Genomic DNA, 25,779 nt, shown 5'->3' with positions numbered 1-25,779 from the left:
TTTTCTAGCTCAATGCTTGTTCGACATTCGTCCAAGTGCTTGTAAGGCAAGTTGTTTCATTTCGGGGCTACGATAGGCCAAAAATCCATCATTGAGTAAACTTTGACGCTGGTTATACACAAATGGGCGTCCTTGAAAATCGATTAAGCCACCGCCAATACGTTCAATTAAACATTGTCCAGCACTGGTATCCCACTCACACGTTGGGTGAAAACGTGGATAAATATCCACTTTATCTTCAAGCATCATACAAAATTTATAAGCACTGCCTGACTTAAAAATCGAATACGGGGTAATTTGCGCTAAAGCGGCAAGATACTCTACATACTGCGCTTTTTGCTGGCTACTTTGACTTAAACCCACCTGAATGGCTTGATTGACTGCAGGCGCTTGATATTGCAACCATGCATCAATCTTAGCGTCATATTTAAGTGGTAAGCCCTGTAATGGGCAAATATAAACCGTATAGTCTTCTGGTACAGCCAACATTGCAAAAACAGTCTCATGCCCCTCAATTAAGCTTAAGTTAATGGTAAATTGCGGGCGCTGATGTAAAAACTCTTTAGTGCCATCTAAAGGGTCTAATAACCAAAATTCTTTCCAAGTTTCACGGCCAGTTTTGTCACCTTCTTCAGAAAGCAAAGGTAAATCCGAAACGGCTTGCAAAGCTTCAGTTAAGTACTGATTGACCCTAAAATCTGCTTGGGTTACTGGTGAATCATCACTTTTTTGATTCACATCAAAGCTGCCACCTGCACAGTAATGTTGATATTCTTCACGCAATATTTCGCAGGCATGCATCATCGGCGGCAAAATTTTTGTTATTAAGGCATCTTTAGGTGCTTGAGTGCGGATAAACATTGCCGATCTCTTTTTATTTACAATTTAAAACCCTATTGTAATGCCAAACCACCTCCCTCACTCAAGGGCTTTTGTTATGGGCCTGTGCTTGAAATGCAAGGTTGATCACAAATCTTAAGCACAGCACGCTACAATGCTGGAGACTCAACACCACATTTAGCGAAATCAGGTATACTCATTTTTCGATTTTTTAAGCCTCTTGTTGCTTGAGGCCTATGTAGACTATGAGGCAAGCGTCATGCAAAAACCGGTGATCATTTTTGATATGGACGGAACGCTATTAGATTTAGCGTATGACGATTTTATTTGGAATGAGCTATTACCTGAGCGCTATGCACAAACTCATGGCTGTTCGCTTGAACACAGCAAACAACATCTGTATGGCTTTTATCAACAACACAACCATACTTTAAACTGGTATTCGTCACGATTTTGGACCAGTAAAGTGGGTGTAGACGTATTGGCGATGCAAATTGAGTTTCAGCACAAAGTAGCAAAACGTGATGGTTGTATTGAATTATTAGAATTTTTAAAAGCCCAAGGTTATCCATGTTGGCTGGCCACCAATGCAGATTGTAAAGGGCTTGAATTTAAACTTAAAGCTATGGATTTAGCCCAGTATTTTGAGGTGATTGTCAGCTCAGAAACTTTAGGTCATGCCAAAGAGTTTGTCGAATTTTGGCAACAATTACACGCTCATTATCCATTTGATCGCAAACATTGCTATTTTATTGATGACACAGAAAAAGTCTTAAATGGCGCAAAAAAGTTTGGCATCAAAAACTTGATTACCATTGCACAGCCCTCATCTACAAAACAGGCGAAAACTCAAGCCAACTATCCAATGCTTGAGCATCTCACCGATTTAATTCCCATGTTGCAACAGGTTGAGGAACAGAAAAAATATGCGTAAATCTTCTTTAGCTGAAGATGCTGTGGGCATGCGTATTGATAAATGGCTGTGGGCGGCACGCTTTTTTAAAACTCGCTCGATTGCTAAAAATGCCATTGAAGGCGGTAAAGTCCATCATAATGGTGAGCGTGTTAAAGTGTCGCGTGAAGTACGTGTTGGTATGGAACTTACCATCGCACAAGGCATTGAGAAAAAAACCGTGCTGGTGAAGGCACTCTCCGATGTGCGTGGCCCAGCACCTGTCGCACAATTGCTGTATGAAGAAACTGAAGTCAGTATTGCTAAACGTGAATTGATTGCTACCCAACGTAAAATGCATAATCTGGCACGACCGGATCATCGTCCAAGCAAAAAAGATCGTCGTGACATCCAACGTTTTAAACATGATAATGATGCGGGCTTTGAGCAACATTGGTCGTATTTAGACGATTAATACACTGCGTCATAGAATGTCGCACCTACATCAATTAAACTAGAACATTAAAATAAAATCTGTCACTATTGACCCATAGGCATCCACTTGGGTGAATCGTGAATCTACAGTTTTGAGGTTGTAAGATGGATGAAAATAAAAGCAAAGCTTTAAATGCCGCTTTAAGCCAAATTGAAAAACAATTTGGTAAAAACACAGTAATGCGCTTAGGCGAAAATACGGTACAAGCCGTTGAAGCCATCTCTACAGGCTCATTAACATTAGATATTGCACTAGGCATTGGTGGTTTACCTAAAGGTCGTATCATTGAGATTTACGGTCCTGAATCGTCAGGTAAAACCACAATGACCTTACAAGCCATTGCCCAGTGTCAAAAAAATGGTGGCACCTGTGCCTTTATAGATGCCGAACATGCACTCGATCCACAATATGCACGTAAATTAGGCGTTGATATTGACAATCTCTTGGTTTCTCAACCAGATCATGGTGAACAAGCCCTTGAAATTGCTGATATGTTGGTGCGCTCAGGTGCAGTTGACATGATCGTAGTCGATTCAGTCGCAGCCCTCACCCCACGTGCCGAAATTGAAGGCGAAATGGGTGACTCACATATGGGTCTGCAAGCACGTTTGATGAGCCAAGCCTTACGTAAAATTACAGGTAATGCCAAGCGTTCAAACTGTATGGTGATCTTCATTAACCAAATTCGTATGAAAATTGGTGTGATGTTTGGTAGCCCAGAAACCACAACAGGTGGTAACGCCCTTAAATTCTATGCCTCTGTGCGTTTGGATATCCGTCGTATTGGTCAGGTCAAAGAAGGCGATGAGATTATTGGTTCAGAAACCAAAGTTAAAGTGGTTAAGAACAAAATGGCACCGCCTTTCCGTGAAGCCTTGTTCCAAATCCTATATGGTAAAGGTGTGAATCATTTAGGTGAATTGGTTGATCTTGCAGTACAACAAGATATCGTGCAAAAAGCAGGTGCTTGGTACTCTTATCAAGGCAGCAAAATTGGTCAAGGTAAAAACAACGTGATTCGTTTGTTAGAAGAAAATACCGCGATGGCTGAAGAAATTGAACGCTTGATTCGTGAGCAACTTCTTACTACCAATCAAGCGCCTGCCGATGATCAGGATGATGATGCTGAATTTGAAGCAGCAGAATAACTCAATATTTATAAAAACGCCCTACGGGGCGTTTTTGTCTTTTTAAGGATATTTTCATGAGTGATGCTAAATTTAGCAAAATTATTTATTATGAAGCATTAAAACGTGAATACGGCACTGATGATGCTGTACAAGGCTATGAAGCTTTAAGTTTTGACATGCCTGAAAAAAAATCACAACGTGGTTTACTCAAAGGCTCACGCTTACGTTCTTATGCGTTTGCTGTGCTGACCCGTAAAGAGTATTCCAAAGCTGAGCTCATTGAAAAATTAGCCTTGTATGCAGAGGATCGTGATGAAGTGCTGGCATTGGTTGAAGAGCTCGCTAGTCAACTTTATCAAAGTGATCAACGTGTCGCAGAAACTGTTTTGTCTAGCCAGCAACGTAAAGGCAAAGGTCCGGCACGCATTAAATTGGCACTTAAAAATAAGAAAATTGACAGCAATTTAATTCAGGAGGAAATGCAAGAGATAGATTGGGCAGAACAAGCCTATCAACTTAAAGTCAAAAAATATGGTGTAGCGGTCAGCAAAGATCCAAAGCTAAAAGCCAAACAAATACGCTTTTTGCAATATCGTGGTTTTGATTTAGATACGATTTTTAAGGCAATTAGCCGTCGAGAAGAAGACGAATAAAACTTGAGACATTTAAAATAGATATTGGCTATTATTATAAGAATTTGGTGGCAGCCCTACCAGCAAGCCTTCGGCACATCATATATCTATTACCGTTGCTACCTTCCGGTCCTGGCGGGGTTCATAGGATACAATTGCGAAGTAACCAGCAGGGCTACCATTGCAAGAACGATTATAGAGATTTTTGAAGCACATGCAAGACCTAAGCACTAAAAAAAGCAATAAAGCTATCTGTTTGATTAAATTAAGAACACTTTATAAATACCAAGCCATTTTGCTACATAAAAGCAACTTTAGCCCGCATCTAAGACTTGCTTTTCGATAGGCATGTGTTTTTAATGGACTCAGGTTTTAAGCCCATAATCACAAATATGGATTTTTTAATATGATGCTCAATCAGCACATTTTGTTTGGCTGTGCTTTGTTCGCAACAACGCTCAGTTTTGCTAATATTCCCATTGAATCACGTGGTTTAACTCAAGCCACATCTGTTTCGACCCCTGTTGCAGCCAGTACAGGTGCAGAGCAGGTTTCAACCAATCTCAATTGGCAATTGATCCAAAAAAATCAACAATTAGAAACAGAATTACGTCATTTACGTGGCAAAATTGAAGAATTGGAAAATGCCAACGAAAAGCTTAATCATGAGTTGAACAATCGTTATACCGATTTAGATCAGCGCTTAGAATTACTACAACAAAAGCTTGATACGGAACAGACTGAAGAGAGCCCAGCGCAAGCGGAGGATAATCAACAAGATACTGTACCCAGTGGCATAACGGTTCAAGCCCCTGATCCAGTTCAGCCGACTGCTGCCCCAACTGTTGTTACTGCGGCACAATATGACAATGAATTAGATCGTGCTGCGTATACCATTGCTTTAGAAGTTTATAAACAAGGTGGTGCCGCCAAAGCTATTGCACCGATGCGCAATTTTATTAAAAACCATCCCAATAGTATTTATGTGAGTAATGCTTATTTTTGGATGGGTGAGTTTTATTTAGCCATCGAACCCATTAACTATAAACGTGCTCAAGCCAATTATGCTGAAGTGGTGCATCAATATCCTCACTCAGCCAAAGCTGCCTCTGCTCTGTATCGATTATATAGCATGGCCAAAAATGTGGATAACAATCCAACGCTTGCGAGTGAATACGAAGCAATGCTTAAGAAGAACTATCCAAATTCTGAAGAGGCTGGATTTTTAAAATAAAAAAGACACCCTAAGGTGTCTTTTTTCACAATTTTGGTTAACGCACGATACCACGCTCAGATTGTTCAATTGAATCAACAAAAAGACCGACCTCAGCACATTGTGGTAGCAAATCAGCGCGAATTTTTTCGACCGCCTGATCTTTGGTTAAACCAGATTTATACACCAGTTTAAATGCTTCACGTAACACTTGGATCACTTCTTTAGACCAACCTTTACGACGCATGCCTTCAAAATTCATAGCAAAAGCATGTGCTGGGTTACCCGAAGCCATCACATAAGCAGGCACGTCTTTCACAATTAAAGACGCTGCACCCACCATACTGTAAGAACCGACCTTACAGAATTGATGAATTCCGGAGTTCCCCCCCAAAATCACATAGTCACCAACATGCACGTGACCGGCCACACCCACGTTGTTGGCCATAATATTATGATCACCGACCATACAGTCATGGGCAATATGGGTATTGACCATCAATAAGTTATGGCTACCAATTTTGGTTAAACCTTGGTCTTGTACTGTACCGCGATGCAAGCTGCAATGTTCACGGATACTGTTATGATCACCGATTTCCAACCACGTTTCTTCGCCACGATATTTTAAATCCTGACAAACTTCACCTACGCTGGCAAACTGAAAAATTTCATTCTGCTCACCAATACGGGTATAACCGCCGACAACCACATGCGAATGTAGTTTTGTCCCAGCCCCAATTGTGACATGGGGACCAATAACACAGTATGGACCAATGCTCACATCTGCTGCAATTACAGCAGATGGATCAATAATGGCGGTTGGATGGATTAAATCGGTATTACTCATGCCTGCTCGACTTTTAGGTGCGAAACTGTAATTTCCGCAGTGGTTGCAACGACGCCATCAACCGTGGCTGTACAAGCATACTTGTAGATTCCACGTTTGTGCATTAACAATTCAGATTTTAATACAAGTTGGTCACCTGCAACCACTTGTTTCTTAAATCTTACCTTATCTACACCTGCAAATAAGAATAAAGAATCTGCAGTTGGCTTTTGTCCGCTCATGACGAAGCCCAAAATACCCGAGATTTGCGCTAAAGCTTCTACAATCAGTACGCCCGGCATAATTGGGTATTCAGGAAAATGTCCTTGGAAAAACTCTTCATTAATGGTGATATTCTTATAACCAACAATGCTGTTATCATTAATTTCAACCACACGATCCACCAATAAAAACGGATAGCGATGCGGTAAATATTCACGGATAGTTTGAATTGTCATTGGCAATTCTGGTTTCGTGAATGCTGGCGGAGTTGACTCTGTCATCATGTTCATAATTATTTACGCAATTTTAAAGTTGATTCAAGGGACTCAATCTGAGTCTGTATATCATCAATTTTTTTCACAACTTGGGTCAATGGCACATCTGCTAATTGTCTTAAGCGCACCACAGTACGTTTCCATCTGTGATTTTCAAATAATCCAATGCCTGAAGAGTATTTTCCAGCTTCAGAAATATTATTTGTCACCATTGACATTCCAGTTAAAGTCACGTTATCGGCGATATTTAAGTGACCTGAAATCGCAGATCCCCCACCAATGATACAGTTTTTGCCAATTGTAGTACTTCCCGCAATGGCTGTTTTCGCAGCAATGGCTGTGCCTGCACCCAATTTGACGTTATGTGCGACTTGCACAAGATTATCAATAATGACACCATTGTCTAAAATTGTGTCATCCAAGGCACCACGGTCAATACTGGTATTTGAGCCAATACGCACATCATTGCCAATACGCACCGAACCTAATTGTGCAATACGATGCCATTTACCTTGATAAGGGGCAAAGCCAAAACCTTCACTGCCAATCACGCTATTGGCATGCACGCGCACACGATCCCCTAAATGGCTCTCACCAGTAATGGTCACATGAGAATCAATAAAGCAATCTTTGCCAATTTCAACAAAATCATCAATTTTGACATGTGATTGAATTACAGTATGCTCACCAACCACACAGTTCTCACCAATCACCGCATAGTGACCAATATAAGCTGTATCTGCAATAATGGCAGATGGATCAATTTGTGCTGTACTTTCGATGCCCTGTTTGCTGACTTTACGCTCGAAGACGTGAGTTAAAATCGCAAATGCCAAATAGGGATTGGCCACCACAATATAATTACCGTCAGCAGGTAATTGCTTCAATAAATCTTGTGTGACAATTAAAGCACCCGCTTTTGAAGCCAATGCTTGGGCTACATATTTATCCCCATTCACAAAACCAATGTGCTGTTTTTGTGCGTGTTCTAAACTGGCAAGTTTAGACAATTGAAGATCTGCTTGCCCGATCCACTCGCCTTGAACACGGCGAGCAAGATCTTGCAAGGTAAATGAAGAATGAGTCATAAGTTATTTAATTGCATTAACCTTTTGAATCATTTTATCAGTTAAATCTGCTTTTACGTCATAAGCAAACACAGCATTTTTATTGACAATCAAGTCAAGCTTATTTTCTTGGCGCAATTGTTCAGCAGTGGCTTTAATACGACCTTCAAAGGTTTTGTTCACGTTTTGCATACTGCTTTGCACAGTAGTTTGAACTTGCTGTTGCAATTTTGCTAATTGCTCTGCTTTGGCTTCAAAATCTTTGGCCAACTTCTCACGCTCAGCTTGAGTTTTAGCAGCTTGACCTTTTTGCTGAATGGCAGTCAAGTCTTTTTGCAGCTGTTCAATTTGTGTGGTTTGTGGCTTAATAGTAGTTTGCAAATTACTATTTTGCTGTTTCAAATAGCTGCTATTTTGCACCACACGCTCAAGATCAACCACCCCATAGCCTGCTGCATGCGTTAGGTTGACTGCTAAAGCTGCCATGGCTGCGATTACTAATTTTTTCATTGTTTTATCCTATGCATTTTTTTGAAGGTCGACCTTAGAAGGTACGACCGATTTCAAATTGAATATTTTTGGTTTCATCGCCTGGCTTATCATTGAGCGGGAAAGCGTAACTCAGGGATAATGGACCAATCATGGTAATCCAAGTAAAGCCAACACCTACCGAATAACGCATTTCATTTAAGTCAAACTGATAGTTATCTTTACATGACTGTTGATCACGTGCTTCATTTGGCACATCGCATGTGGTATCAAAGACCTGAGCACCTTCAGCAAACACGACAGGACGTACTTGACTGGTCCAATCACCTTTAAATGGCAATGGCAACACCAGTTCTGTACCAAATTGCACCAAGGCATTACCACCCACTTCTTCATAATATGGATTTTCTGAATTATTATCCGCATCAAACTGGGTAATATATTTAGGCCCTAAGGTGCTGTTTTCATAACCACGGACCGAACCATAACCACCCGCATAGAAGTGTTTATAAAACGGTAGATCATTACCATAGCCTAACTTACCATAGCCACGTAGTACAAAGTCTTTACCAAGTGGGAAGAAGCTTTGTGCTTCATAGGTAATTTTTTGATATTCAGCGTCACCACCGGGTAATGCCACTTCCGCATTGACACGGTGCAATGTCCCTTTGGTTGGGAACATTGGACGGTTTAAAGTATTGTATGACCAGCCTAAGTTTAAGTTATAGGTTAAGAAGCTGTCCGTACCTTGGTCTTCTAAATAGTCATTAATGTAAGTCGATGCGTATGGTCCAGTTGAGATATCAGTTTGGTCAATATTTAGACCAAAACTAATACTTTGGTTTTCATCAATTGGGTAACCAAAGGTTAAACCACCACCAATACTATCGGTCACATAGTTGTTAACGTTATAGTCATCATCTAACTTGGTTTTACGGTAGTACATGTTATAACCACGACGCACACCATCGATGGTGAAGTACGGGTCAGTCACACTTAGGTTATAGTAATCTTGGGTTTCAGAGCGCGATAAATCCATCGCGACACTATTACCGGTACCTAAGAAGTTGGTTTGACTTAAACCCGCTTGGAAGGTAATACCGCCGGTTTGTGAGTAACCTACCGCAAGCGTACTTGTACCTGAATGCTGTTCTTCGACATTAACATTGATATCAACTTGATCCGGTACGTTAGGTACACGTGCCAACTTCATATCAACGGTTTTAAAGAAGCCGGTACGTTCTAAACGAACTTTAGATAAATCAATTTTATCTGTGCTAGCAAGCGCGCCTTCCATTTGACGCATTTCACGACGTAATACTTCATCGGCAGTTTTCACATTGCCACTAAAGTTAATTCGACGCACCGTGACTTGTTGACCTGGATTAATGTAGTAGTTTAATCCTACAGTTTTGCTGTCGTTGTCAATTTGTGGCACCACATTGACTTCAGCAAAGTAGTAACCCGCATTGCTATACTTACGTTGTAGTAATTGTTTAACCGAATTGACTTTTTCTTGCGAGTACGTTTGACCGTCTTTATAAACTTGTAGGGCTTTTAATTCTTCTGGTGCATATAAGGCATCACCTAAGAACTTGCTTTCACCAAATTTAAATTGTTCGCCTTCATTTACTGCCACTTCAATAAAGACATTTTTTTTGTCTTCACTTAAATTTAAGCTTGAATTGGTAATATCAAAGTTAATATAACCCTTGTTTAAGTATAAAGCACGCAATGCTTCTAAACTCGCCGCCATCTTTTCACGCGCATAACGGTCATTTTTAGACAGGATGGAATTCCAACCCGTTTCTTTAACCGCAAAGGCACGTTTAATCTCATCGTCTTTAAAGACTGTGTTGCCAATTAAATTAATATCAACAACTTTAGCCGCTTTACCTTCGACAAATTCTAAAGTCACCGCAACACGGTTATTCGACTGTGGTGTTGTAATGACTTTGACATCAGCATCATAACGACCTTGCTGCATGTACTGCTGTTCAAGCTCAGATTCAACGGTTTGTAATAATGATTTTTTTAAAACCTGACCTTCTGCCAAGCCCATTTTCTTTAAGCCTTCAGTTAAGGCTTCTTTAGGAATAAGTTTATTGCCCTTGAGTTCTACACTAGAAATTAATGGACGTTCCACCACTTGGAAGCCTAATACATCTTCTAAATGGGCTGATTTAATATCATCAAAGTTTTCTGTTGCGTATAAAGCACGAATCGCTTCGGCAATTGCAGCATCGTCAACACGTTGTCCCACTTGAATTGGCAATGCGCTATATACTTGCGCCGGGGTTAAACGTACGAGACCATCTACTTTAATGTCACGTACGACAAACGCTTCCGCTGCATATACTTGTGGTACTGCTGCCATAGCACTAGCTAGTGCCAAAGGCATAAATAAATATCTGTGCTGCATGCCAGTCTTTTCCGCTGTTAGTTTATTCCATTACGTTTTGTTATAAACGCATAAAGTCATTAAATAATGCCAGAAGCATCATACTTCCGAGCAGTACCATACCAATTTTCAATCCAACCAATTGTATTTGTTCCGAAACAGGTTTGCCTCGAATCAACTCGATAAAATAATAAACTAAATGGCCACCATCAAGCATCGGAATCGGTAATAAGTTTAAAATTCCTAAACTCACGCTCATTAACGCCATAAAGCCAATAAAGGTTTGCCATCCCATTTCGGCACTTTGACCTGCCACTTTCGCAATGGTAATTGGACCAGATAAATTGTCTAGACCAATCAAACCTTTTACCATTTTTACCATAGAATTCAAGATCATACTTGAGATATGTACAGTTTTATCTGTCGCCATACCCAAAGCTTCAATTGGACTATATTGGATGGTTTGTTTGTATTCAGCTGGGATAGTAATTTTGCCAGGATCGCTTTGTACACCCAGCATTCCTGTTACCCGTCCCATATTATCGCGTTTACCTTGAGGCATCACCTCAAGCAAAACAGTTTTATTATCACGTAACACCTCAATTTTTAATAGTTTTTCAGGTGATGCTTGAACTTTTTCAACCACAGCATACCAATCGTTCATTTTTACGCCATCTATGGCGATAATTTGATCACCCACCTGCATACCTTGACGAATCGCTGCACCATCTTCGGTGAGTTTCGATACCACCGCAGGAATCGTTGGACGGTATGGCAAGAAGCCTAATTCATCAAGAGGCGATTGGCTTTGATCTTTTAAGAAATCTTGAATAGGGAGCTGCACAACTTGATCTTGTCCAGCACGGTCAATACTTAAGGCAATTTGACCTGTCTCACCCGCACGATCGACCAATGCAAAGCTCAGCTTTTCCCAATTAGGTGTTTGCGTGCCATCCACGGCCTCAATTTTATCACCCACTTGTAACACATTGGCAGCTGGCGTATTTTCAATGACCTTGCCAACTCGGGTATTCAGCTGGGTTTGCTCAGGTAAAAATAAGACCCAAAACAGTAATATGGCAAACACCAAATTAACTAAAGGGCCTGCTGCCACAATCGCAATTCGTTTCCACGGATGCTGACGGTTAAAAGCATGTGGTAAATCTTCTGCTGCAACATTACCCTCACGCTCATCTAGCATTTTGACATAGCCACCTAAAGGCAATGCTGACAATTGATACTGAATCCCTGATTTCTTCGAAGTCCATTTCAATAAGGTCGGACCAAAACCAATCGAATAGACTAAAACTTTGACACCGAGTTTTCGTGCCACAAAATAATGACCAAATTCATGAATCGCAATTAACGGCCCAAGCAATAGAATTGCCGCCACAATCATAAATAAGGCACTCATGTTTTAGCTTCCTGTTCGAATATAGTCAGACGCAATCTCACGCGCGTGTTGATCTGCCGCCAAAATGGCTTCAAGGCAGCCAGCTGCTGCGTGCGCCATTGTAGTTAAACTGTGCTCTACGACTTGTGGAATTTGTGTAAAGCCAATTTGACCTTGCAAGAACGCTGCCACAGCCACTTCGTTGGCCGCATTTAAAATAGTCGGCGCTGTTCCACCGGCTTGCATGGCTTGACGTGCCAATTTTAAGGCAGGAAAACGAACAACATCTGGCGCTTGGAAGTTCAATTGCTGATTGATAAATAAATCGAGCGGCGGCACATGCGTACTTAAGCGCTCAGGCCATGCCAACGCATGAGCAATCGGAGTACACATATCTGGATTACCCATTTGCGCCAAGGTCGAGCCATCGACATATTGCACCATCGAGTGAATAATACTTTCAGGATGCACCACTACGGTAATATAGTTTTCAGACACTGCAAATAAATGACAGGCTTCAATGAGCTCTAAACCTTTATTCATTAAAGTCGCTGAATCAACTGAGATTTTTTGTCCCATCGACCAATTAGGGTGTTTACAGGCTTGGGCAGGTGTGACTGTTTTTAACCGTTCTAAGTCATGGTTTAAGAATGGTCCACCTGAAGCGGTGAGCAAAATCTGTTGCACACCCAACTTTGGCTGACCATGACGCTCGGCGTCTAAATAGTTACTTGGTAAACATTGGAAAATCGCATTATGCTCTGAATCCACTGGTAACAACAAAGCACCATGCTCACGTGCAGCTTGCATCATGATGTCACCAGACATCACCAAAGCTTCTTTATTGGCCAATAACACGCGCTTACCGGCTTTGACTGCAGCAAGAGTTGGTAATAGCCCTGCCGCACCAACAATGGCTGCCATCACCACATCTACGCTTGGATGCTCGGCCACGGCAATTAAACCGGCTTCACCACTTAGGATTTCAATCTGTGATAAGCCAGCCGCTTTAAGCTTCTGTGCAAGCTCATCGACTTTATGCTGCGGTACAACAGCAACTTTGGGCTGATGCTGTTTACAAATGTCCACCAGTGCATCAATACGGCTATGCGCCGTGACTGCATACACAGCATACTGCTCAGGATGTTGTTGTAAAATTTTTAAGGTACTTTGACCAATGGAACCTGTAACACCTAAGATACAAACAGCTTGTGACATTTATAAATCTACGCCAATTAATTTTAAAACATACATGCCCGCTGCAAAAATCGGTGCAGCAGCCAGTAAAGAGTCAATACGATCAAGTACTCCACCATGACCCGGTAGAATACGGCCTGAATCTTTAATTCCTGCACGGCGTTTAATCATGGATTCAAATAAGTCGCCAAGCACTGAACTAAATACGGTAAGTACAGAAAGTCCCAAAAACAGTAAGTGCTGTGCTAGGCTTAAATCTAAATAAACCACTTCAACCACCACCACAATTAGCATAGCGGTTAGTACACCACCATATAAACCTTCTAAAGATTTATTGGGACTTACACAGGGTGCCAGTTTATTCTTTCCTAATTTACGACCTACAAAATACGCACCACTGTCTGCACCCCATACCAAGAGGAACAGGTACATCAGCCACCATGGAGAACTGCTCCACAGACTAAAAATAGCGGTAATTGCCGCAGCAACTAATACAACCCCAATAATTTTTAGACTTGGGTTATACCATGCATCATAATCTGGATAAGATTTTACCCAATATACACTTAAGCACCACGATAAAATCGAGGCCGACCAAAGTAAAATAACAATATCGTTAAAATAAAGTGCTAAAGCAGAAAGTGCTGCAGTTAAAATCCCATATCCATAGGCCAGAGGTGTATTGATCAGGCTGTCTGCTGTTTTCGGCATGAGCTTATACCACTCATAGCCTGCTACCCCTGCAGCACCTGTCATTAAGACTAACATTGGATATGGTGAAGTTGTCGCAAACATGCAGCAAAGTACAATTGCGACCAATACCAATGCGGTAATGATCCGCTCTAACATCGATTAATTCTCATTTTTCTCTTGTTGGATTTGCTCAGAAGTTTTACCAAAACGGCGTTCACGTCCTGCAAACACATGAAAGGCATCTTCAAGCTCTTCCACTGTAAACTCAGGCCAAAGTGTCTGAGTAAAATACAATTCTGCATAAGCGGCTTGCCAAAGCAAGAAATTAGATAATCTAAAATCTCCCCCAGTACGGATTAATAAATCCACAGGCGGTAAATCCGACATACTAATATAAGCACCAAAACGTTCCGTGGTGATGTCATCAATCGCCAATTGATTGGCCATAACATCACAAGCGAGCTGTTTTGCGGCTTGTGCCATATCCCACATACCACCGTAACTGACTGCAATACACAGTGTCATTTCAGTGAACTTAGCAGTCCTTTGTTCTGCATGCAACATCAACTCACGTAAATGTGGCGAAAGACGCGAACGATCCCCAATAAAACGTAAGGAAATTTCAAATTTCTCCATACGTGGAATTTGTTCTTGTATCGTGTCTTCGAGCAGCTTCATCAGCAAGTCAACTTCAAATTGCGGACGATTCCAATTTTCGCTTGAAAAAGCAAAAACTGTTAAAGCACGAATTTTTTCTTGACGGCAATATTCCACAATCGGATCGAGAACAGTTTTCCCTTCACGATGGCCATCGCCTTTTTGCATCTGATTTTTTTTGGCAAAACGATTGTTGCCATCCATGATGATGGCAACATGTTTCGGAAGATGTGTGATGTCTTCAGCGGTCATTGATTAGACCTTCATCAATTCAGCTTCTTTCGCAGCTAAACGCTTGTCTACTTCTGCAATGTGTTTGTCAGTGATTTTTTGGATCTCATCACTTGCACGGCGCTCATCATCTTCAGAAATTTCTTTTTCTTTCAATAATGCTTTGATATCGCCCAATACATCACGGCGAATATTACGGATCGCAACTTTGGCATTTTCAGCTTCTGAACGTGCTACTTTTTGCATGTCTTTACGTGTTTCTTCAGTCAATGCAGCCATTGGTACACGAATTGCATCAGCAGTGATTGGATTAAGACCTAAATCAGATTCACGGATTGCTTTATCAATTGCAGATACCATTGAACGTTCAAAAGGTTGTACCAATAAAGTACGTGAATCTTCAACGCCGACGTTTGCCACTTGGTTTAAAGGCACGTCAGAACCGTAATAAGGTACCATCACACCGTTTAAAATCGATGGATGCGCACGGCCAGTACGGACTTTGTTAAAACCTTGTTCTAAAGATTCCAAAGACTTCTGCATACGAACTTCAGCGTCTTTTTTAAGATCGTTAATCATATGATCTTCCTTAGTTAATTCTAAAATAGTAAGTAGTATAAAGTGCTTTTGGGCACACGTCTAATTGGTGACGTGTGTACCCTCTTTCTCGCCCATGACCACAGACAATAAAGCACCTGATTTGTTCATATCAAACACTTGTAGCGGCACATTATGGTCACGACATAAGCAAATTGCAGTTAAATCCATCACACCTAACTTTTCATCTAACACTTGGTCAAAGGTTAAGGTGTCATATTTCACTGCATCTTCGTGTTTGCTTGGATCTTTATTGTATACACCATCTACTTTGGTGGCTTTTAAGATCAAGTTGGCTTCAATTTCAATACCACGTAAGCAAGCTGCGGTATCTGTGGTAAAGAATGGATTACCTGTACCTGCCACAAATACGCAGACTTCACCTTGGGTTAAGTGACGAATCGCATCGCGGCTTGAGTATGACTCAACCACAGTGCCAATCGGTAATGCTGACATTAAACGGGTTTTAATGTTACGACGTACCAAAGCATCACGCATGGCTAAACCATTCATTACAGTCGCCAACATGCCCATTTGATCGCCTGTTACACGACCCACTAAACCATCTTTTTGTAATTGGCTACCGCGGTATAAGTTACCACCACCGACAACAATACCCACTTGCACACCTAAACCCACAAGGTGCGCAATTGCTAAAGACATTTGATCGAGCACTTGTGCGTCAATCCCCATGTCTTTGTTGCCCGCTAATGCTTCACCTGAAAGTTTTAGCAAAATACGGCCATAACGTGGATTTTTAGAATCAGTTACCATGTTAATAAACTCCAAACTCAATCTTGTTATCGGTATCGGTTAGGCTTTAATACGAATCAGTTTCGCATATAAGTCATATTCGTCAGCATCAGTGATTTCTACTTCAAGTAGATCACCAGCTTTAATTAAGCTCTTATCGATATCTTCGACAAAAACGTTACCGTCAATTTCTGGTGCATCAGCATATGAGCGTGCCACAGCCACTGGGAACTCATCTTCTAAATCATCCACCAGCACGGTCATGGTTTGACCAATACGTTTTTGCAATTTTGCCGCAGAAATTTCTTGCTGTACTTGCATAAAACGTTCATAACGCTGTTGCTTAATCTCTTCTGGCACATGATCTGGTAGATCGTTAGCAGTTGCACCCTCAACTGGTGAATATGTGAAGCAACCGACGCGATCTAAATCAGCTTCTTTGAGCCAATCAAGCAACATTTGGAAATCTTCTTCGGTTTCGCCTGGGAAGCCCACCACAAATGTTGAACGAATCACCAAATCAGGACATTTTTCACGCCATACTTTTAAACGCTCTAAAGTATTTTCGCTGTGTGCAGGACGCTTCATCAGCTTTAAGATGCGCGGACTGGCATGTTGGAATGGGATGTCTAAATACGGCAAGATTTTGCCTTGTGCCATTAAGTCAATCACCGCATCCACATGTGGATATGGATAAACATAATGTAAACGCACCCAGATACCGAGTTGACCTAATGCTTCACACATGTCAAAGAATTTGGTTTTGACTGGTTGACCGTTCCAGAAATCCAGTTTGTATTTGGTGTCAACACCATATGCAGAAGTGTCTTGGGAGATGACTAAAACTTCTTTTACACCGGCATTTTTTAATGCTTGTGCTTCTGACAGCACCGAACCTACAGGACGAGAGACTAAATCGCCACGCATGCTTGGGATAATGCAGAAAGTACAACGATGGTTACAACCTTCTGAAATTTTTAAATAAGCATAATGTTTTGGCGTTAAACGAATACCTTGTTCAGGCACCAAGTCAATAAATGGATTGTGTTTTGGCGGTTCAGGCACGTACTCGTGTACCGCATCCATGACTTCTTCATAAGCTGCTGCGCCAGTGACTTTTAAGACATTTGGGTGCATTTGACGAATTTTGTCTTCGTCTTTACCCAAACAACCTGTTACGATCACACGACCATTCGCGCTCATGGCTTCGCCAATTGCGTCTAAAGACTCTTGTACTGCAGATTCAATAAAACCACAGGTATTAACAACGACTAAATCAGCACCGTCATAATCTGATGCTACATCATAACCTTCAGTCTTTAACTGAGTTAGAATTCGTTCAGAATCGACCAATGCCTTAGGACAACCTAAAGAAACAAAACCGACTTTGGGGGATTTCATGAATCTGCGCTCCACTAGAATGGGCGTATTGTATGTCTTTTCTGTCTATAAAAATAGTTGCTTAGGCCACTCTTTGCATAATGCACCAAAATACAACCATAATTTAAGCAATATAAACATGCATGCACCATTTTGGTTCAAAAATACTTTACTGTGCCCAATGAATTGGGTATACCTTTTTTATTTCAGAACAATTTAAGCGCATCGCATTCTTCAAAGCTGACCAATTTGCAGCATTTTTTTCAAGTTGGCGTGTATCTTGCTTAAATTGCCTCAATTCAGAACTTTTATATCAAGATGATTTGCTTTATGACGCTGCCGCTGCGCTATTTTAATACAGGACGTTGCCACTAATGGATCAACCCAACCTGATCGACTATCGCCTTTTAGTGGACAATATGACCACGGCGATTTTGTTAGCCGATCGTGATCTTAATGTTTTCTATTTAAATTCGGCTTGTGAAGCCTTATTTGATATGAGTTTATTACGTGCATCTGGTCAACCGGTACTCAATTTATTGCATATGCCAGATGATGAGTTTAATACCAAAGAAGCGCTTAAAAATACACTCAGTACTGGCCAGCCTTACACGCGCCGTGAAGCCACCATTAATGTCAACTTTAAAGACATTCATGTTGATTATACTGTATCTGCTTTAAATTACGATAAACCGTATCACCCTTTATTAATTATTGAGCTGAATCCCCGTGATCGTATGCTGAAAATTTCCAAAGAAGAAAATTTTATTCAACAGCATCAAGTGGCACGTCAACTCATTCGCGGTGTAGCACATGAAATTAAAAATCCATTGGCGGGTATTCGCGGTGCCACGCAGTTATTAGCCCGTAGTCTCAATGACCCAGAATATGCCGAATTTACTGACATTATTATTAGTGAAGTGGATCGTTTAAGAAATTTAGCCGACACCATGCTCGGTTCACGTCAACTACCAAGTTACGAACCGGTCAATATTCATGAACCTTTAGAACGAGTACGCTCTTTAATTGCCAATCAAACCAAAAAACGCGTGCAGTTAATTCGTGATTATGATTTGTCGCTGCCTGATGTATTGGCGGATCGTGATCAACTCATTCAAGTGATGCTCAATATCAGCGTCAATGCGGTACAAGCCATGAATGAAAATAAAGATTTCTTTGTTGATGAACAACCGCAACTGATTTTAAGAACCCGTATTCAACGTTTAGTTACCATTAATGGGGTGATTCACCGTTCAATGGTGCGTATTGACATCGAAGATAATGGACCAGGTGTGCCTGAAGATATTATCGAATCCGTTTTTTATCCACTGGTGACCGGACGCGCCAAAGGCACCGGTCTAGGCCTGAGCATTGCACAAAACATTATGCATCAACATCAAGGAATGATTGAGTGCCAATCGGTGCCAGGCAAAACAACATTTAGCTTATATTTACCTTGGGAGGCGAGTCATGTCGCGAAATAAAATTTGGGTGATTGATGATGATCGCGCCATGCGCTGGGTACTGGAAAAGACCTTTAAAGAAGAAGGTTTTGATGTCACCAGCTTTGAAGAAGCGCAATCTGCGCTCGACCAACTAAGTATTGATGCACCAGATGTCATTTTAACCGACATTCGTATGCCTGGTATTGATGGTTTAACTTTTTTAGGCAAAGTCAAAGGCAATTACCCTGACCTACCTGTGATCATTATGACTGCGCATTCCGATTTAGAGTCGGCGGTGTCGAGTTATCAAACAGGTGCTTTTGAATATTTACCTAAACCGTTTGATATTGATGAAGCTTTGGCTTTAGTCAATCGTGCCATTTTGCATATTACGAAGCTACAACAACAAGAATCGGCGAAAACAGCCCCACCTATTCAATCGACTGAAATTATTGGTGAATCACCTGCTATGCAGGAAGTGTTCCGCGCCATTGGTCGTTTATCGCAATCCCACATCACTGTACTGATTAATGGTGAATCTGGGACAGGCAAAGAGCTTGTGGCGCATGCGCTGCATCGTCACTCACCGCGCAGTGCTAAGCCTTTTATTGCACTGAATATGGCGGCGATTCCCAAAGACCTGATTGAAACCGAACTCTTTGGCCATGAAAAAGGGGCCTTTACTGGTGCCAATACGCAGCGCCAAGGTCGTTTTGAACAAGCCAATGGTGGCACGCTGTTCTTAGATGAAATTGGCGACATGCCATTTGAAACCCAAACCCGTTTATTACGTGTGTTGGCAGATGGTGAGTTCTACCGTGTCGGTGGACATATTCCAGTGAAGGTCGATGTGCGGATTGTGGCTGCAACGCATCAAGATTTAGAAAAATTGGTACATGATGGACGTTTCCGTGAAGATTTATACCATCGCTTAAACGTGATTCGGATTCATATTCCAAAACTTGCCCACCGTGCCGAAGATATTCCAATGCTAGCCCAGCATTTCTTAGCACGCGCAGGTAAAGAATTAGGCGTGAGTCCAAAAATCTTACGCCCTGAAACGCAAGAATACATGCAGCAATTGCCATGGCAAGGCAATGTGCGTCAGTTAGAAAATACCTGTCGTTGGCTCACAGTCATGATCACAGGTCGTGAGGTTTATCCTGAAGATTTACCTTCAGAGCTTAAACAAATTCCAATTGAAAAATTGGGTGATGGTCAAGCGGCCCTAGATCGTCTTGCTATTCATCATTGGGATGAGCTGTTAGGTCAATGGGCCGTGCAAAAGCTCAAAAATGGAGAAATGAAGATTTTAGACATTGCGACGCCTATGTTTGAACGAACTTTAATTAATGCCGCCTTACAACAAACCCGTGGACGTAAACGTCATGCTGCTGAGTTACTTGGCTGGGGGCGTAATACCTTGACCCGTAAACTTAAAGAACTGGGCATGGACACCGCCGATGACGATGTTGAAGAAGAAGTCGAAGGCTAAATCAAAAAGCACCCTCGGGTGCTTTTTTATATTAGAGGGTAAAGCCCAAGTAGCGTGAATAGCCTTGCATACCTAAATCTGCTTTTAAAATTAAGAAGTTGCTATAGGTCGCTTGATCAATGGCAGCAAACATATTCATTTGGTCATCATTGGCATGCAACTCATCTACGCTATGCGGCATGGTCTGTTCAAATTCATCAGTAATATATTCAAAGCCAATATCCATGGCAATAAATAAGGTATGCTCACACGGTTGTACATATTGCTCTTCTTGCCAGTTAATCACCCAGTGCGCGCAATGCGGACAAGCAATTGAATCTGTAGCTTGATGCTCAAGTTGAATCAGTTGATAGGCCATGACAAAAACTCAAATAGAAACTTCTGCTAGTGTAAAAATTAATATTTCAACATGCAAAAAAAATTACATGCCAATATTGATTCTATAAATACTTAGGCTATTTATTCATCAATAAATTTGCATTGACAAGATGCAACAATCAACATGTAATATCTTTTATCGTTGCATAATTGGCATAGGATATGTTGTCAGATCTGGATGATTTTTATTGTTTTGCTCAAGTGGTAGAACATGGTGGCTTTAGTGCTGCAGAACGCGCGACCGATATTCCCAAATCTAAATTGAGTCGTCGGGTGTATCAGCTCGAAGAACGCTTAGGCGTGCGTTTAATTCAGCGCAGCTCGCGCCACTTTGCAGTGACTGAGATTGGCCTCAACATCTATCGTCATGCGCAAGTGATGATTAATGCAGCGCAAGCAGCGCATGATTTAGTTGATCATTTAACTATTCAGCCACGCGGTGTAATTAAAGTCAGTTTACCGGTATCGATTGCACAAAATGAAATTGCGAAAATATTACCGCAATTTTTAAAGCTTTACCCGGAAATTAAAGTACAGCTCTTGGTCAGTAATCGCCGTGTCGATTTAATCAATGAAGGGATTGATGTAGCGCTACGGGTACGCTCTAATCTAGACAGTGACCCAAATCTGATTATTCGCCAGTTTGCCCATATCGAGCAGCATTTATTTGCCAGCCAAGCCTATTTAAATCAATTTGGTGAGTTAAAAACCCCTGAAGATCTAATGCAACACCATATTTTAAGTATGTCTGATGAGCATTTAGATCAATATATTGTGGTGCACAATCAAAAGCAGGAGCAGAAGAAAATTAAAGTCAACCCAACTGTAATGGGCTCTGATTTAATGCTCCTGGCACAACTGGCCTGTCAAAATTGTGGCATTGCACTTTTACCCGATAGCATTGTGCACGATTATTTAACATCAGGTGAACTGGTGCGGGTGTTGCCCGAGTGGAGCGCAGCACATGGTATTTTTCATGCAGTTTATCCTTCAAGACGTGGTCAACTGCCTGCTGTACGGGTGTTCATTGACTACCTCGTTGAACATTTAACTGAAAAAAAAGCTGATCGTTGATCAGCTTTTTGTCTTTATTCAGCCACTTCAATTGGCATGTAACTTCCTGTACCTTCTGGCCAAGGTGATAATACCTCAAAGCCCGTTTCAGTGACCGCCACCATATGTTCCCATTGTGCCGACCAACCACCATCCACTGTGACGACTGTCCAACCATCTTTGAGTTCTTTAACGCTAGCACGTCCTGCATTGACCATCGGTTCAATGGTAAACACCATCCCAACTTCTAATTTTAAACCATGCCCCGGTTGACCATAATGCACCACATTCGGTTGCTCATGATACACCTTACCAATGCCATGACCACAGTACTCACGCACAATACTATAACCTTCACGTTCAGCGACAGTTTGAATTGCATGGCCCACATCGCCTAAAGTAGCACCGGGTTTAACCGCACGAATACCCGCCACCATCGCTTCATAGGTGGTATCAACCAAGCGTTTAGCTTCAGGCTGCACACTACCGACATAGTACATACGACTGGTGTCACCAAAGTAACCATCTTTAATAATGGCCACATCAATATTAATAATGTCACCGTCTTTGAGTTCAATAGTGGCTGCTGGAATACCGTGACATACCACTTCATTGGGTGAGATACACGTGGTTTTGGTATAGCCATAATAGCCAATATTAGCGGGGGTCACTTTTAAGGTGTTGACAATAAAGTCGTAGCAAAGATCATCTAAATATTCTGTCGTGACACCGGGCTTGACATGCGGACCTATCATTTCTAAAACTTGTGCAGCCAAACGGCCAGAGATACGTAGATGTTCTAAATCTTGCGCAGTTTTAATGGTAATGGCAGGAGCTCGCATGAATTTTATCCTCTTTAAGCGTATCCGTAGTATAGACCTTTTTTCACGCAGATGCTGAGCATGCCCTATAAAACAGAATAATTCTCATTTTTATCGATGTGTTTGTTGATTTATTAAGCATTTAATCTATATAGCATAGCATACTGAATTCCAACGATGATTTGAAAATCAAATCGCTTAAAATTGAAGTTTTGGCATTTTTTGTTCTTGAATCAAACTTATAAATCAACCCAGTTTTTACAATTCGATCAAAATCAAATCAGCTCATATAAAAACTATTCATAATTTATATAAATTTAATTACCAAAAAAACATGCTTTGCTCTAAAATTGCTTTTTTTTGTTCCACCTAGTTGTTCTCCCATTATGACGAGTTTACGTACCCGGGATATTATTGCTCTAGGTTTTATGACCTTTGCACTGTTTATCGGTGCGGGCAATATTATTTTCCCTCCGATCGTTGCACAACAAGCAGGTGACCATGTTTGGTTAGCTGCTTTTGGCTTTTTAATCACTGCTGTTGGTTTACCAGTGATCACTATTGTGGCCTTATCTCGTGTAGAAGGCTCTATTCAACGCTTAAGCTCTCCCTTAGGTAAAGTTGCCAGTCTTATTCTGACGGTGGTGTGTTACTTAGCGGTAGGCCCGTTATTTGCTACACCGCGTACTGCCACCGTATCCTATGAAATTGGTTTTTCATCATACTTTGGTACTTCAGCGTCTAGCTTACTGATCTATAGTGCAATTTATTTTGCCTTTGTCACTTTAGTTTCGCTTTATCCCAATAAAATTTTAGATACTGTTGGCTATGTACTGTCACCCCTTAAGATTTTAGCGTTAGTAATCTTAGGTGTTGCGGCTTTCGTCATTCCTGCCGGCTTTATTGATGAGCCTGTAGGTAACTACATTAATAGTCCCGTTTCTGAGGGCTTCGTCAATGGTTACTTAACCATGGATACGCTAGGCGCCTTAGTATTTGGTATTGTGATTATTAATGCCATCCGTTCACGTGGTGTAACAGATAGCAAATTAATTACCAAATATGCTGTGATTGCCAGCCTGATTTCAGGTATTGGTTTAACTTTAGTTTATTTAAGCTTATTTAAACTGGGTCTTGGTAGTCATGATGTAGCAGCCAATGCAGCCAACGGCGCAGTGATCCTACATGCTTATGTACAACATGCTTTTGGTGATTTTGGCTCCTTATTCCTTGCTGCCATGATCTTTATTGCATGTATGGTAACAGCGATTGGCCTGACCTGTGCATGTGCTGAATACTTCTCGCAAATTACCAAAATTGGTTATAAAGCGTGGGTATTTATTTTAGTTGGCTTTGCCTTTGTCATTTCAAACTTAGGCTTAACTAAACTGATTGCCGTGTCTGTACCTGTACTAAGCGCAATTTATCCACCTGCAATTGTTGTCATTTTGCTTGGCTTCTGCTGGGGCTTCTTTAACAAACCTTCACGTGTGATTGCACCTGTTACAGCTGTGTCATTGGTGTTTGGTATTATTGACGGTCTAAAAGTAGCAGGCTTTGAAGAATGGTTACCTGCCGTACTGGCACACTTACCATTAAGCGCACAAAATTTAGCATGGTTAATCCCATCTCTTGTGGTGCTGATCATCTGTATTATCGTGGATAACGCGAAAAAATAAGATTTTTTCGAATGTTAAAATTGTTGTTTTACCCAAACACAATTTTAAGCTTAAGCAATAAATGTCAGGTTTTACCCAAACAGACCTTTATTGTTTCTACATGATTTTAATGATAGCAGCACACCTCATCTAAACATGCTGCCTGAACAAACAGCTATAATTTTAATTGAGCTTTATGGTAAAGCCTAAATACCACTCAAACCAGCACAATAAAAATCATAAAATGATGTCAATTTTGTGACAGATCACTTGCTATTTAAAAAAAATACACGTACAACAATAGAAACCAACCAATTATAACAATAGGGTTTATCCAACAAGGAGGCGTGGAGATGTCAGTTCAAGACTTTAATAAATCATTCTTTCAGAATGCTCTAAAGCAGAACAGCAATGCTCTCATCTACTTGAGCACCACCTTTGCATTGATCTTAACGCTGGCCATTTACGGCAGCATCCAAGGTAATCTGAAAGCCGAATATTTTGTTTATGGTTTAATGGTATCGCTGGTATTTTTGATCTGGGCGATCATTGAACATAAATATCGTAAAGATGATTAGCAGATGGATGCGTTGCATCCATCTTTGACTATAGCGTCACCTCAATTGCTTATCATTGCGTTATAGTCACATGACATAACAATAATTTGCGCACACTTATGTCTATACAAAATTTTTACTTTTATGCTCAAGATGGCTACCCCCTCGCCGCACAATTTTATCCTCATCAAGCTCAAAAACGTCACTTACCAGTTCTCATCGCACCTGCGACAGGCATTGTACAAGGCTTCTATCGACACTTTGCCACTTATCTGACCACGCTAGGCTATGATGTTATGAGCTTTGATTTTCGTGGTATTGGGCAATCACTACACGGCAAACTTAAACATAGCAGAGCCTCAATTTCAGATTGGGGGCAATATGATCTACCTGCGGCTGTAGATACATTGCTGCATCTTAGCCAAGCTAAACAAGTGCTTTTGGTGGGACATAGTGCTGGAGGGCAGCTGCTAGGCGTGATGCATAATTTTAAACAGGTTGCCAAACTTGTTACTGTGGCAGGTTCGAGTGGCTATTTAGGTGGGCTCAAAGGTCGCACACAGCTTTTGGCTCCACTCATGTTTTATGTCCTTTTTCCTTTAGGGCATATATTCAAAGGCTTTTCACCCACTCAAATCATCGGCATGGGAGAAAATCTCCCCCAAAACGTTGGACGGGATTGGGCCAAGTTTTGTAGTCAGCCCGGTTATATTCTAAACGCTAAGCAAGCCCTTCAGGCAGATTATCATCAGCAAATTTCTTGTCCAATCACTGCAATTTTTTCTAGTGATGATCAAATCGCAACACCCCATAATGTAAAAGATTTATTAGAGCGTTACCCCAATGCACAGACGTCAATGTTTGAGTTAAACCCAGAAGATTACCAACACAGCCAAATTGGGCATATGCTCATGTTTAAAAAGAGCCATCAAAATTTATGGCCTGTACTTGCACATGCCCTACTGCTATAAAAAAAGCCTCACATAAG

The 25,779-nt window shown here is 41.2% G+C and carries 26 protein-coding genes and 1 other RNA gene; 11 read left to right on the top strand and 16 right to left on the bottom strand.

All coding sequences use genetic code 11. The features are described 5' to 3' along the window. Window positions 1-9: 9 nt before the first annotated feature. Entirely contained in the window at window positions 10-861 is an 852-nt protein-coding gene (locus tag AC5YCD_RS05825; RefSeq protein ID WP_496129123.1) for a 3'(2'),5'-bisphosphate nucleotidase CysQ family protein, read from the bottom strand. Window positions 862-1,099: 238 nt separating this feature from the next. On the opposite strand from AC5YCD_RS05825, the gene AC5YCD_RS05820 reads away from it, so the two are divergent. From AC5YCD_RS05820 to AC5YCD_RS05805, 4 genes are all read left to right on the top strand, one after another. Next, window positions 1,100-1,774 carry an HAD-IA family hydrolase gene (locus AC5YCD_RS05820; protein ID WP_496129122.1) on the top strand — a complete coding sequence of 225 codons (675 nt, stop codon included), beginning with the start codon at window positions 1,100-1,102 and terminating at the stop codon, window positions 1,772-1,774. Next, window positions 1,767-2,207: an RNA-binding S4 domain-containing protein gene (locus AC5YCD_RS05815; protein WP_496129121.1), complete on the top strand. Its 441-nt coding sequence runs from the start codon at window positions 1,767-1,769 to the stop codon at window positions 2,205-2,207. The genes AC5YCD_RS05820 and AC5YCD_RS05815 overlap by 8 nt, the downstream gene beginning before the upstream one ends. A 125-nt stretch (window positions 2,208-2,332) precedes the next feature. Beyond that, window positions 2,333-3,376, top strand: a complete 1,044-nt coding sequence (gene recA, locus AC5YCD_RS05810; RefSeq protein ID WP_496129120.1) for a recombinase RecA — start codon at window positions 2,333-2,335, stop codon at window positions 3,374-3,376. A gap of 158 nt (window positions 3,377-3,534) precedes the next feature. Next, window positions 3,535-4,011 carry a regulatory protein RecX gene (locus AC5YCD_RS05805; protein WP_496129212.1) on the top strand — a complete coding sequence of 159 codons (477 nt, stop codon included), beginning with the start codon at window positions 3,535-3,537 and terminating at the stop codon, window positions 4,009-4,011. A gap of 54 nt (window positions 4,012-4,065) precedes the next feature. Here AC5YCD_RS05805 and ffs read toward each other — a convergent pair. Further along, window positions 4,066-4,162, bottom strand: an RNA gene (gene ffs / locus AC5YCD_RS05800) — signal recognition particle sRNA small type. Window positions 4,163-4,396: 234 nt separating this feature from the next. Here ffs and AC5YCD_RS05795 point away from each other — a divergent pair. Beyond that, entirely contained in the window at window positions 4,397-5,224 is an 828-nt protein-coding gene (locus AC5YCD_RS05795) for a YbgF trimerization domain-containing protein (RefSeq protein WP_496129119.1), read from the top strand. A gap of 37 nt (window positions 5,225-5,261) precedes the next feature. Here AC5YCD_RS05795 and lpxA read toward each other — a convergent pair whose 3' ends face one another. The 12 genes from lpxA to rimO are packed head-to-tail and all read right to left on the bottom strand — an operon-like array spanning window position 5,262 to window position 17,405. Further along, window positions 5,262-6,050, bottom strand: coding sequence for an acyl-ACP--UDP-N-acetylglucosamine O-acyltransferase (gene lpxA / locus AC5YCD_RS05790; RefSeq protein WP_496129118.1), 789 nt, complete (start codon window positions 6,048-6,050; stop codon window positions 5,262-5,264). Continuing rightward, on the bottom strand, window positions 6,047-6,532 hold the full coding sequence (fabZ, locus tag AC5YCD_RS05785; protein WP_496129211.1) for a 3-hydroxyacyl-ACP dehydratase FabZ: 486 nt from the start codon (window positions 6,530-6,532) through the stop codon (window positions 6,047-6,049). Before fabZ ends, lpxA begins: the two co-directional genes overlap by 4 nt. A gap of 11 nt (window positions 6,533-6,543) precedes the next feature. Continuing rightward, window positions 6,544-7,614, bottom strand: a complete 1,071-nt coding sequence (gene lpxD / locus AC5YCD_RS05780) for a UDP-3-O-(3-hydroxymyristoyl)glucosamine N-acyltransferase (RefSeq protein ID WP_496129117.1) — start codon at window positions 7,612-7,614, stop codon at window positions 6,544-6,546. Window positions 7,615-7,617: 3 nt separating this feature from the next. Then, window positions 7,618-8,103, bottom strand: a complete 486-nt coding sequence (locus AC5YCD_RS05775) for an OmpH/Skp family outer membrane protein (RefSeq protein WP_496129116.1) — start codon at window positions 8,101-8,103, stop codon at window positions 7,618-7,620. 34 nt (window positions 8,104-8,137) lie between these two features. After that, a complete protein-coding gene (bamA, locus tag AC5YCD_RS05770; RefSeq protein ID WP_496129115.1) occupies window positions 8,138-10,504 on the bottom strand; it encodes an outer membrane protein assembly factor BamA in 2,367 nt (788 codons plus the stop codon). A 40-nt stretch (window positions 10,505-10,544) separates the two neighbouring features. Continuing rightward, the gene (gene rseP, locus AC5YCD_RS05765) at window positions 10,545-11,897 is read right to left on the bottom strand and encodes an RIP metalloprotease RseP (protein ID WP_496129114.1); all 1,353 of its coding nucleotides are present in this window, start codon (window positions 11,895-11,897) and stop codon (window positions 10,545-10,547) included. Window positions 11,898-11,900: 3 nt separating this feature from the next. Continuing rightward, entirely contained in the window at window positions 11,901-13,094 is a 1,194-nt protein-coding gene (gene ispC, locus AC5YCD_RS05760; protein ID WP_496129113.1) for a 1-deoxy-D-xylulose-5-phosphate reductoisomerase, read from the bottom strand. Next, on the bottom strand, window positions 13,095-13,922 hold the full coding sequence (locus tag AC5YCD_RS05755; RefSeq protein ID WP_496129112.1) for a phosphatidate cytidylyltransferase: 828 nt from the start codon (window positions 13,920-13,922) through the stop codon (window positions 13,095-13,097). 3 nt (window positions 13,923-13,925) lie between these two features. Continuing rightward, on the bottom strand, window positions 13,926-14,675 hold the full coding sequence (uppS, locus tag AC5YCD_RS05750; RefSeq protein WP_496129111.1) for a polyprenyl diphosphate synthase: 750 nt from the start codon (window positions 14,673-14,675) through the stop codon (window positions 13,926-13,928). Between the two features lie 3 nt (window positions 14,676-14,678). Next, complete coding sequence (frr, locus tag AC5YCD_RS05745) at window positions 14,679-15,233, bottom strand: ribosome recycling factor (protein ID WP_496129110.1); 555 nt, start codon at window positions 15,231-15,233, stop codon at window positions 14,679-14,681. A 60-nt stretch (window positions 15,234-15,293) separates the two neighbouring features. Further along, window positions 15,294-16,025, bottom strand: coding sequence for a UMP kinase (gene pyrH / locus AC5YCD_RS05740; protein ID WP_122897912.1), 732 nt, complete (start codon window positions 16,023-16,025; stop codon window positions 15,294-15,296). A 39-nt stretch (window positions 16,026-16,064) separates the two neighbouring features. Continuing rightward, entirely contained in the window at window positions 16,065-17,405 is a 1,341-nt protein-coding gene (gene rimO, locus AC5YCD_RS05735) for a 30S ribosomal protein S12 methylthiotransferase RimO (RefSeq protein ID WP_496129109.1), read from the bottom strand. 353 nt (window positions 17,406-17,758) lie between these two features. Here rimO and glnL point away from each other — a divergent pair, with 353 nt between their 5' ends. Together glnL and glnG are read left to right on the top strand one after the other, a co-directional pair. Then, entirely contained in the window at window positions 17,759-18,868 is a 1,110-nt protein-coding gene (gene glnL, locus AC5YCD_RS05730) for a nitrogen regulation protein NR(II) (protein ID WP_496129108.1), read from the top strand. Next, the gene (glnG, locus tag AC5YCD_RS05725) at window positions 18,855-20,324 is read left to right on the top strand and encodes a nitrogen regulation protein NR(I) (protein WP_496129107.1); all 1,470 of its coding nucleotides are present in this window, start codon (window positions 18,855-18,857) and stop codon (window positions 20,322-20,324) included. Before glnL ends, glnG begins: the two co-directional genes overlap by 14 nt. Before the next feature lie 31 nt (window positions 20,325-20,355). Here the strand turns inward: glnG and AC5YCD_RS05720 are convergent, their stop codons facing one another. After that, window positions 20,356-20,682 carry a hypothetical protein gene (locus AC5YCD_RS05720; protein ID WP_496129106.1) on the bottom strand — a complete coding sequence of 109 codons (327 nt, stop codon included), beginning with the start codon at window positions 20,680-20,682 and terminating at the stop codon, window positions 20,356-20,358. A 182-nt stretch (window positions 20,683-20,864) separates the two neighbouring features. On the opposite strand from AC5YCD_RS05720, the gene AC5YCD_RS05715 reads away from it, so the two are divergent. Beyond that, entirely contained in the window at window positions 20,865-21,776 is a 912-nt protein-coding gene (locus tag AC5YCD_RS05715; protein ID WP_496129105.1) for a LysR family transcriptional regulator, read from the top strand. Between the two features lie 14 nt (window positions 21,777-21,790). Here AC5YCD_RS05715 and map read toward each other — a convergent pair whose 3' ends face one another. After that, window positions 21,791-22,597 carry a type I methionyl aminopeptidase gene (gene map, locus AC5YCD_RS05710; protein WP_496129104.1) on the bottom strand — a complete coding sequence of 269 codons (807 nt, stop codon included), beginning with the start codon at window positions 22,595-22,597 and terminating at the stop codon, window positions 21,791-21,793. Between the two features lie 365 nt (window positions 22,598-22,962). Here map and brnQ point away from each other — a divergent pair, with 365 nt between their 5' ends. The 3 genes from brnQ to AC5YCD_RS05695 all read left to right on the top strand — a co-directional run bounded on the left by brnQ (window position 22,963) and on the right by AC5YCD_RS05695 (window position 25,762). Continuing rightward, window positions 22,963-24,255, top strand: coding sequence for a branched-chain amino acid transport system II carrier protein (brnQ, locus tag AC5YCD_RS05705; protein ID WP_496129103.1), 1,293 nt, complete (start codon window positions 22,963-22,965; stop codon window positions 24,253-24,255). 332 nt (window positions 24,256-24,587) lie between these two features. Continuing rightward, window positions 24,588-24,812 (top strand): hypothetical protein, encoded by a 225-nt coding sequence (locus AC5YCD_RS05700; protein ID WP_496129102.1) that lies wholly within the window; start codon window positions 24,588-24,590, stop codon window positions 24,810-24,812. A 98-nt stretch (window positions 24,813-24,910) separates the two neighbouring features. Beyond that, on the top strand, window positions 24,911-25,762 hold the full coding sequence (locus tag AC5YCD_RS05695) for an alpha/beta hydrolase family protein (RefSeq protein ID WP_496129101.1): 852 nt from the start codon (window positions 24,911-24,913) through the stop codon (window positions 25,760-25,762). The last annotated feature ends 17 nt before the right edge of the window (window positions 25,763-25,779 follow it).

Source organism: Acinetobacter sp. CY05 (genome assembly GCF_059515805.1).
The sequence above is the reverse complement of the archived record's forward strand: the minus strand, read 5'-3'. Positions and strand labels throughout refer to the sequence as shown.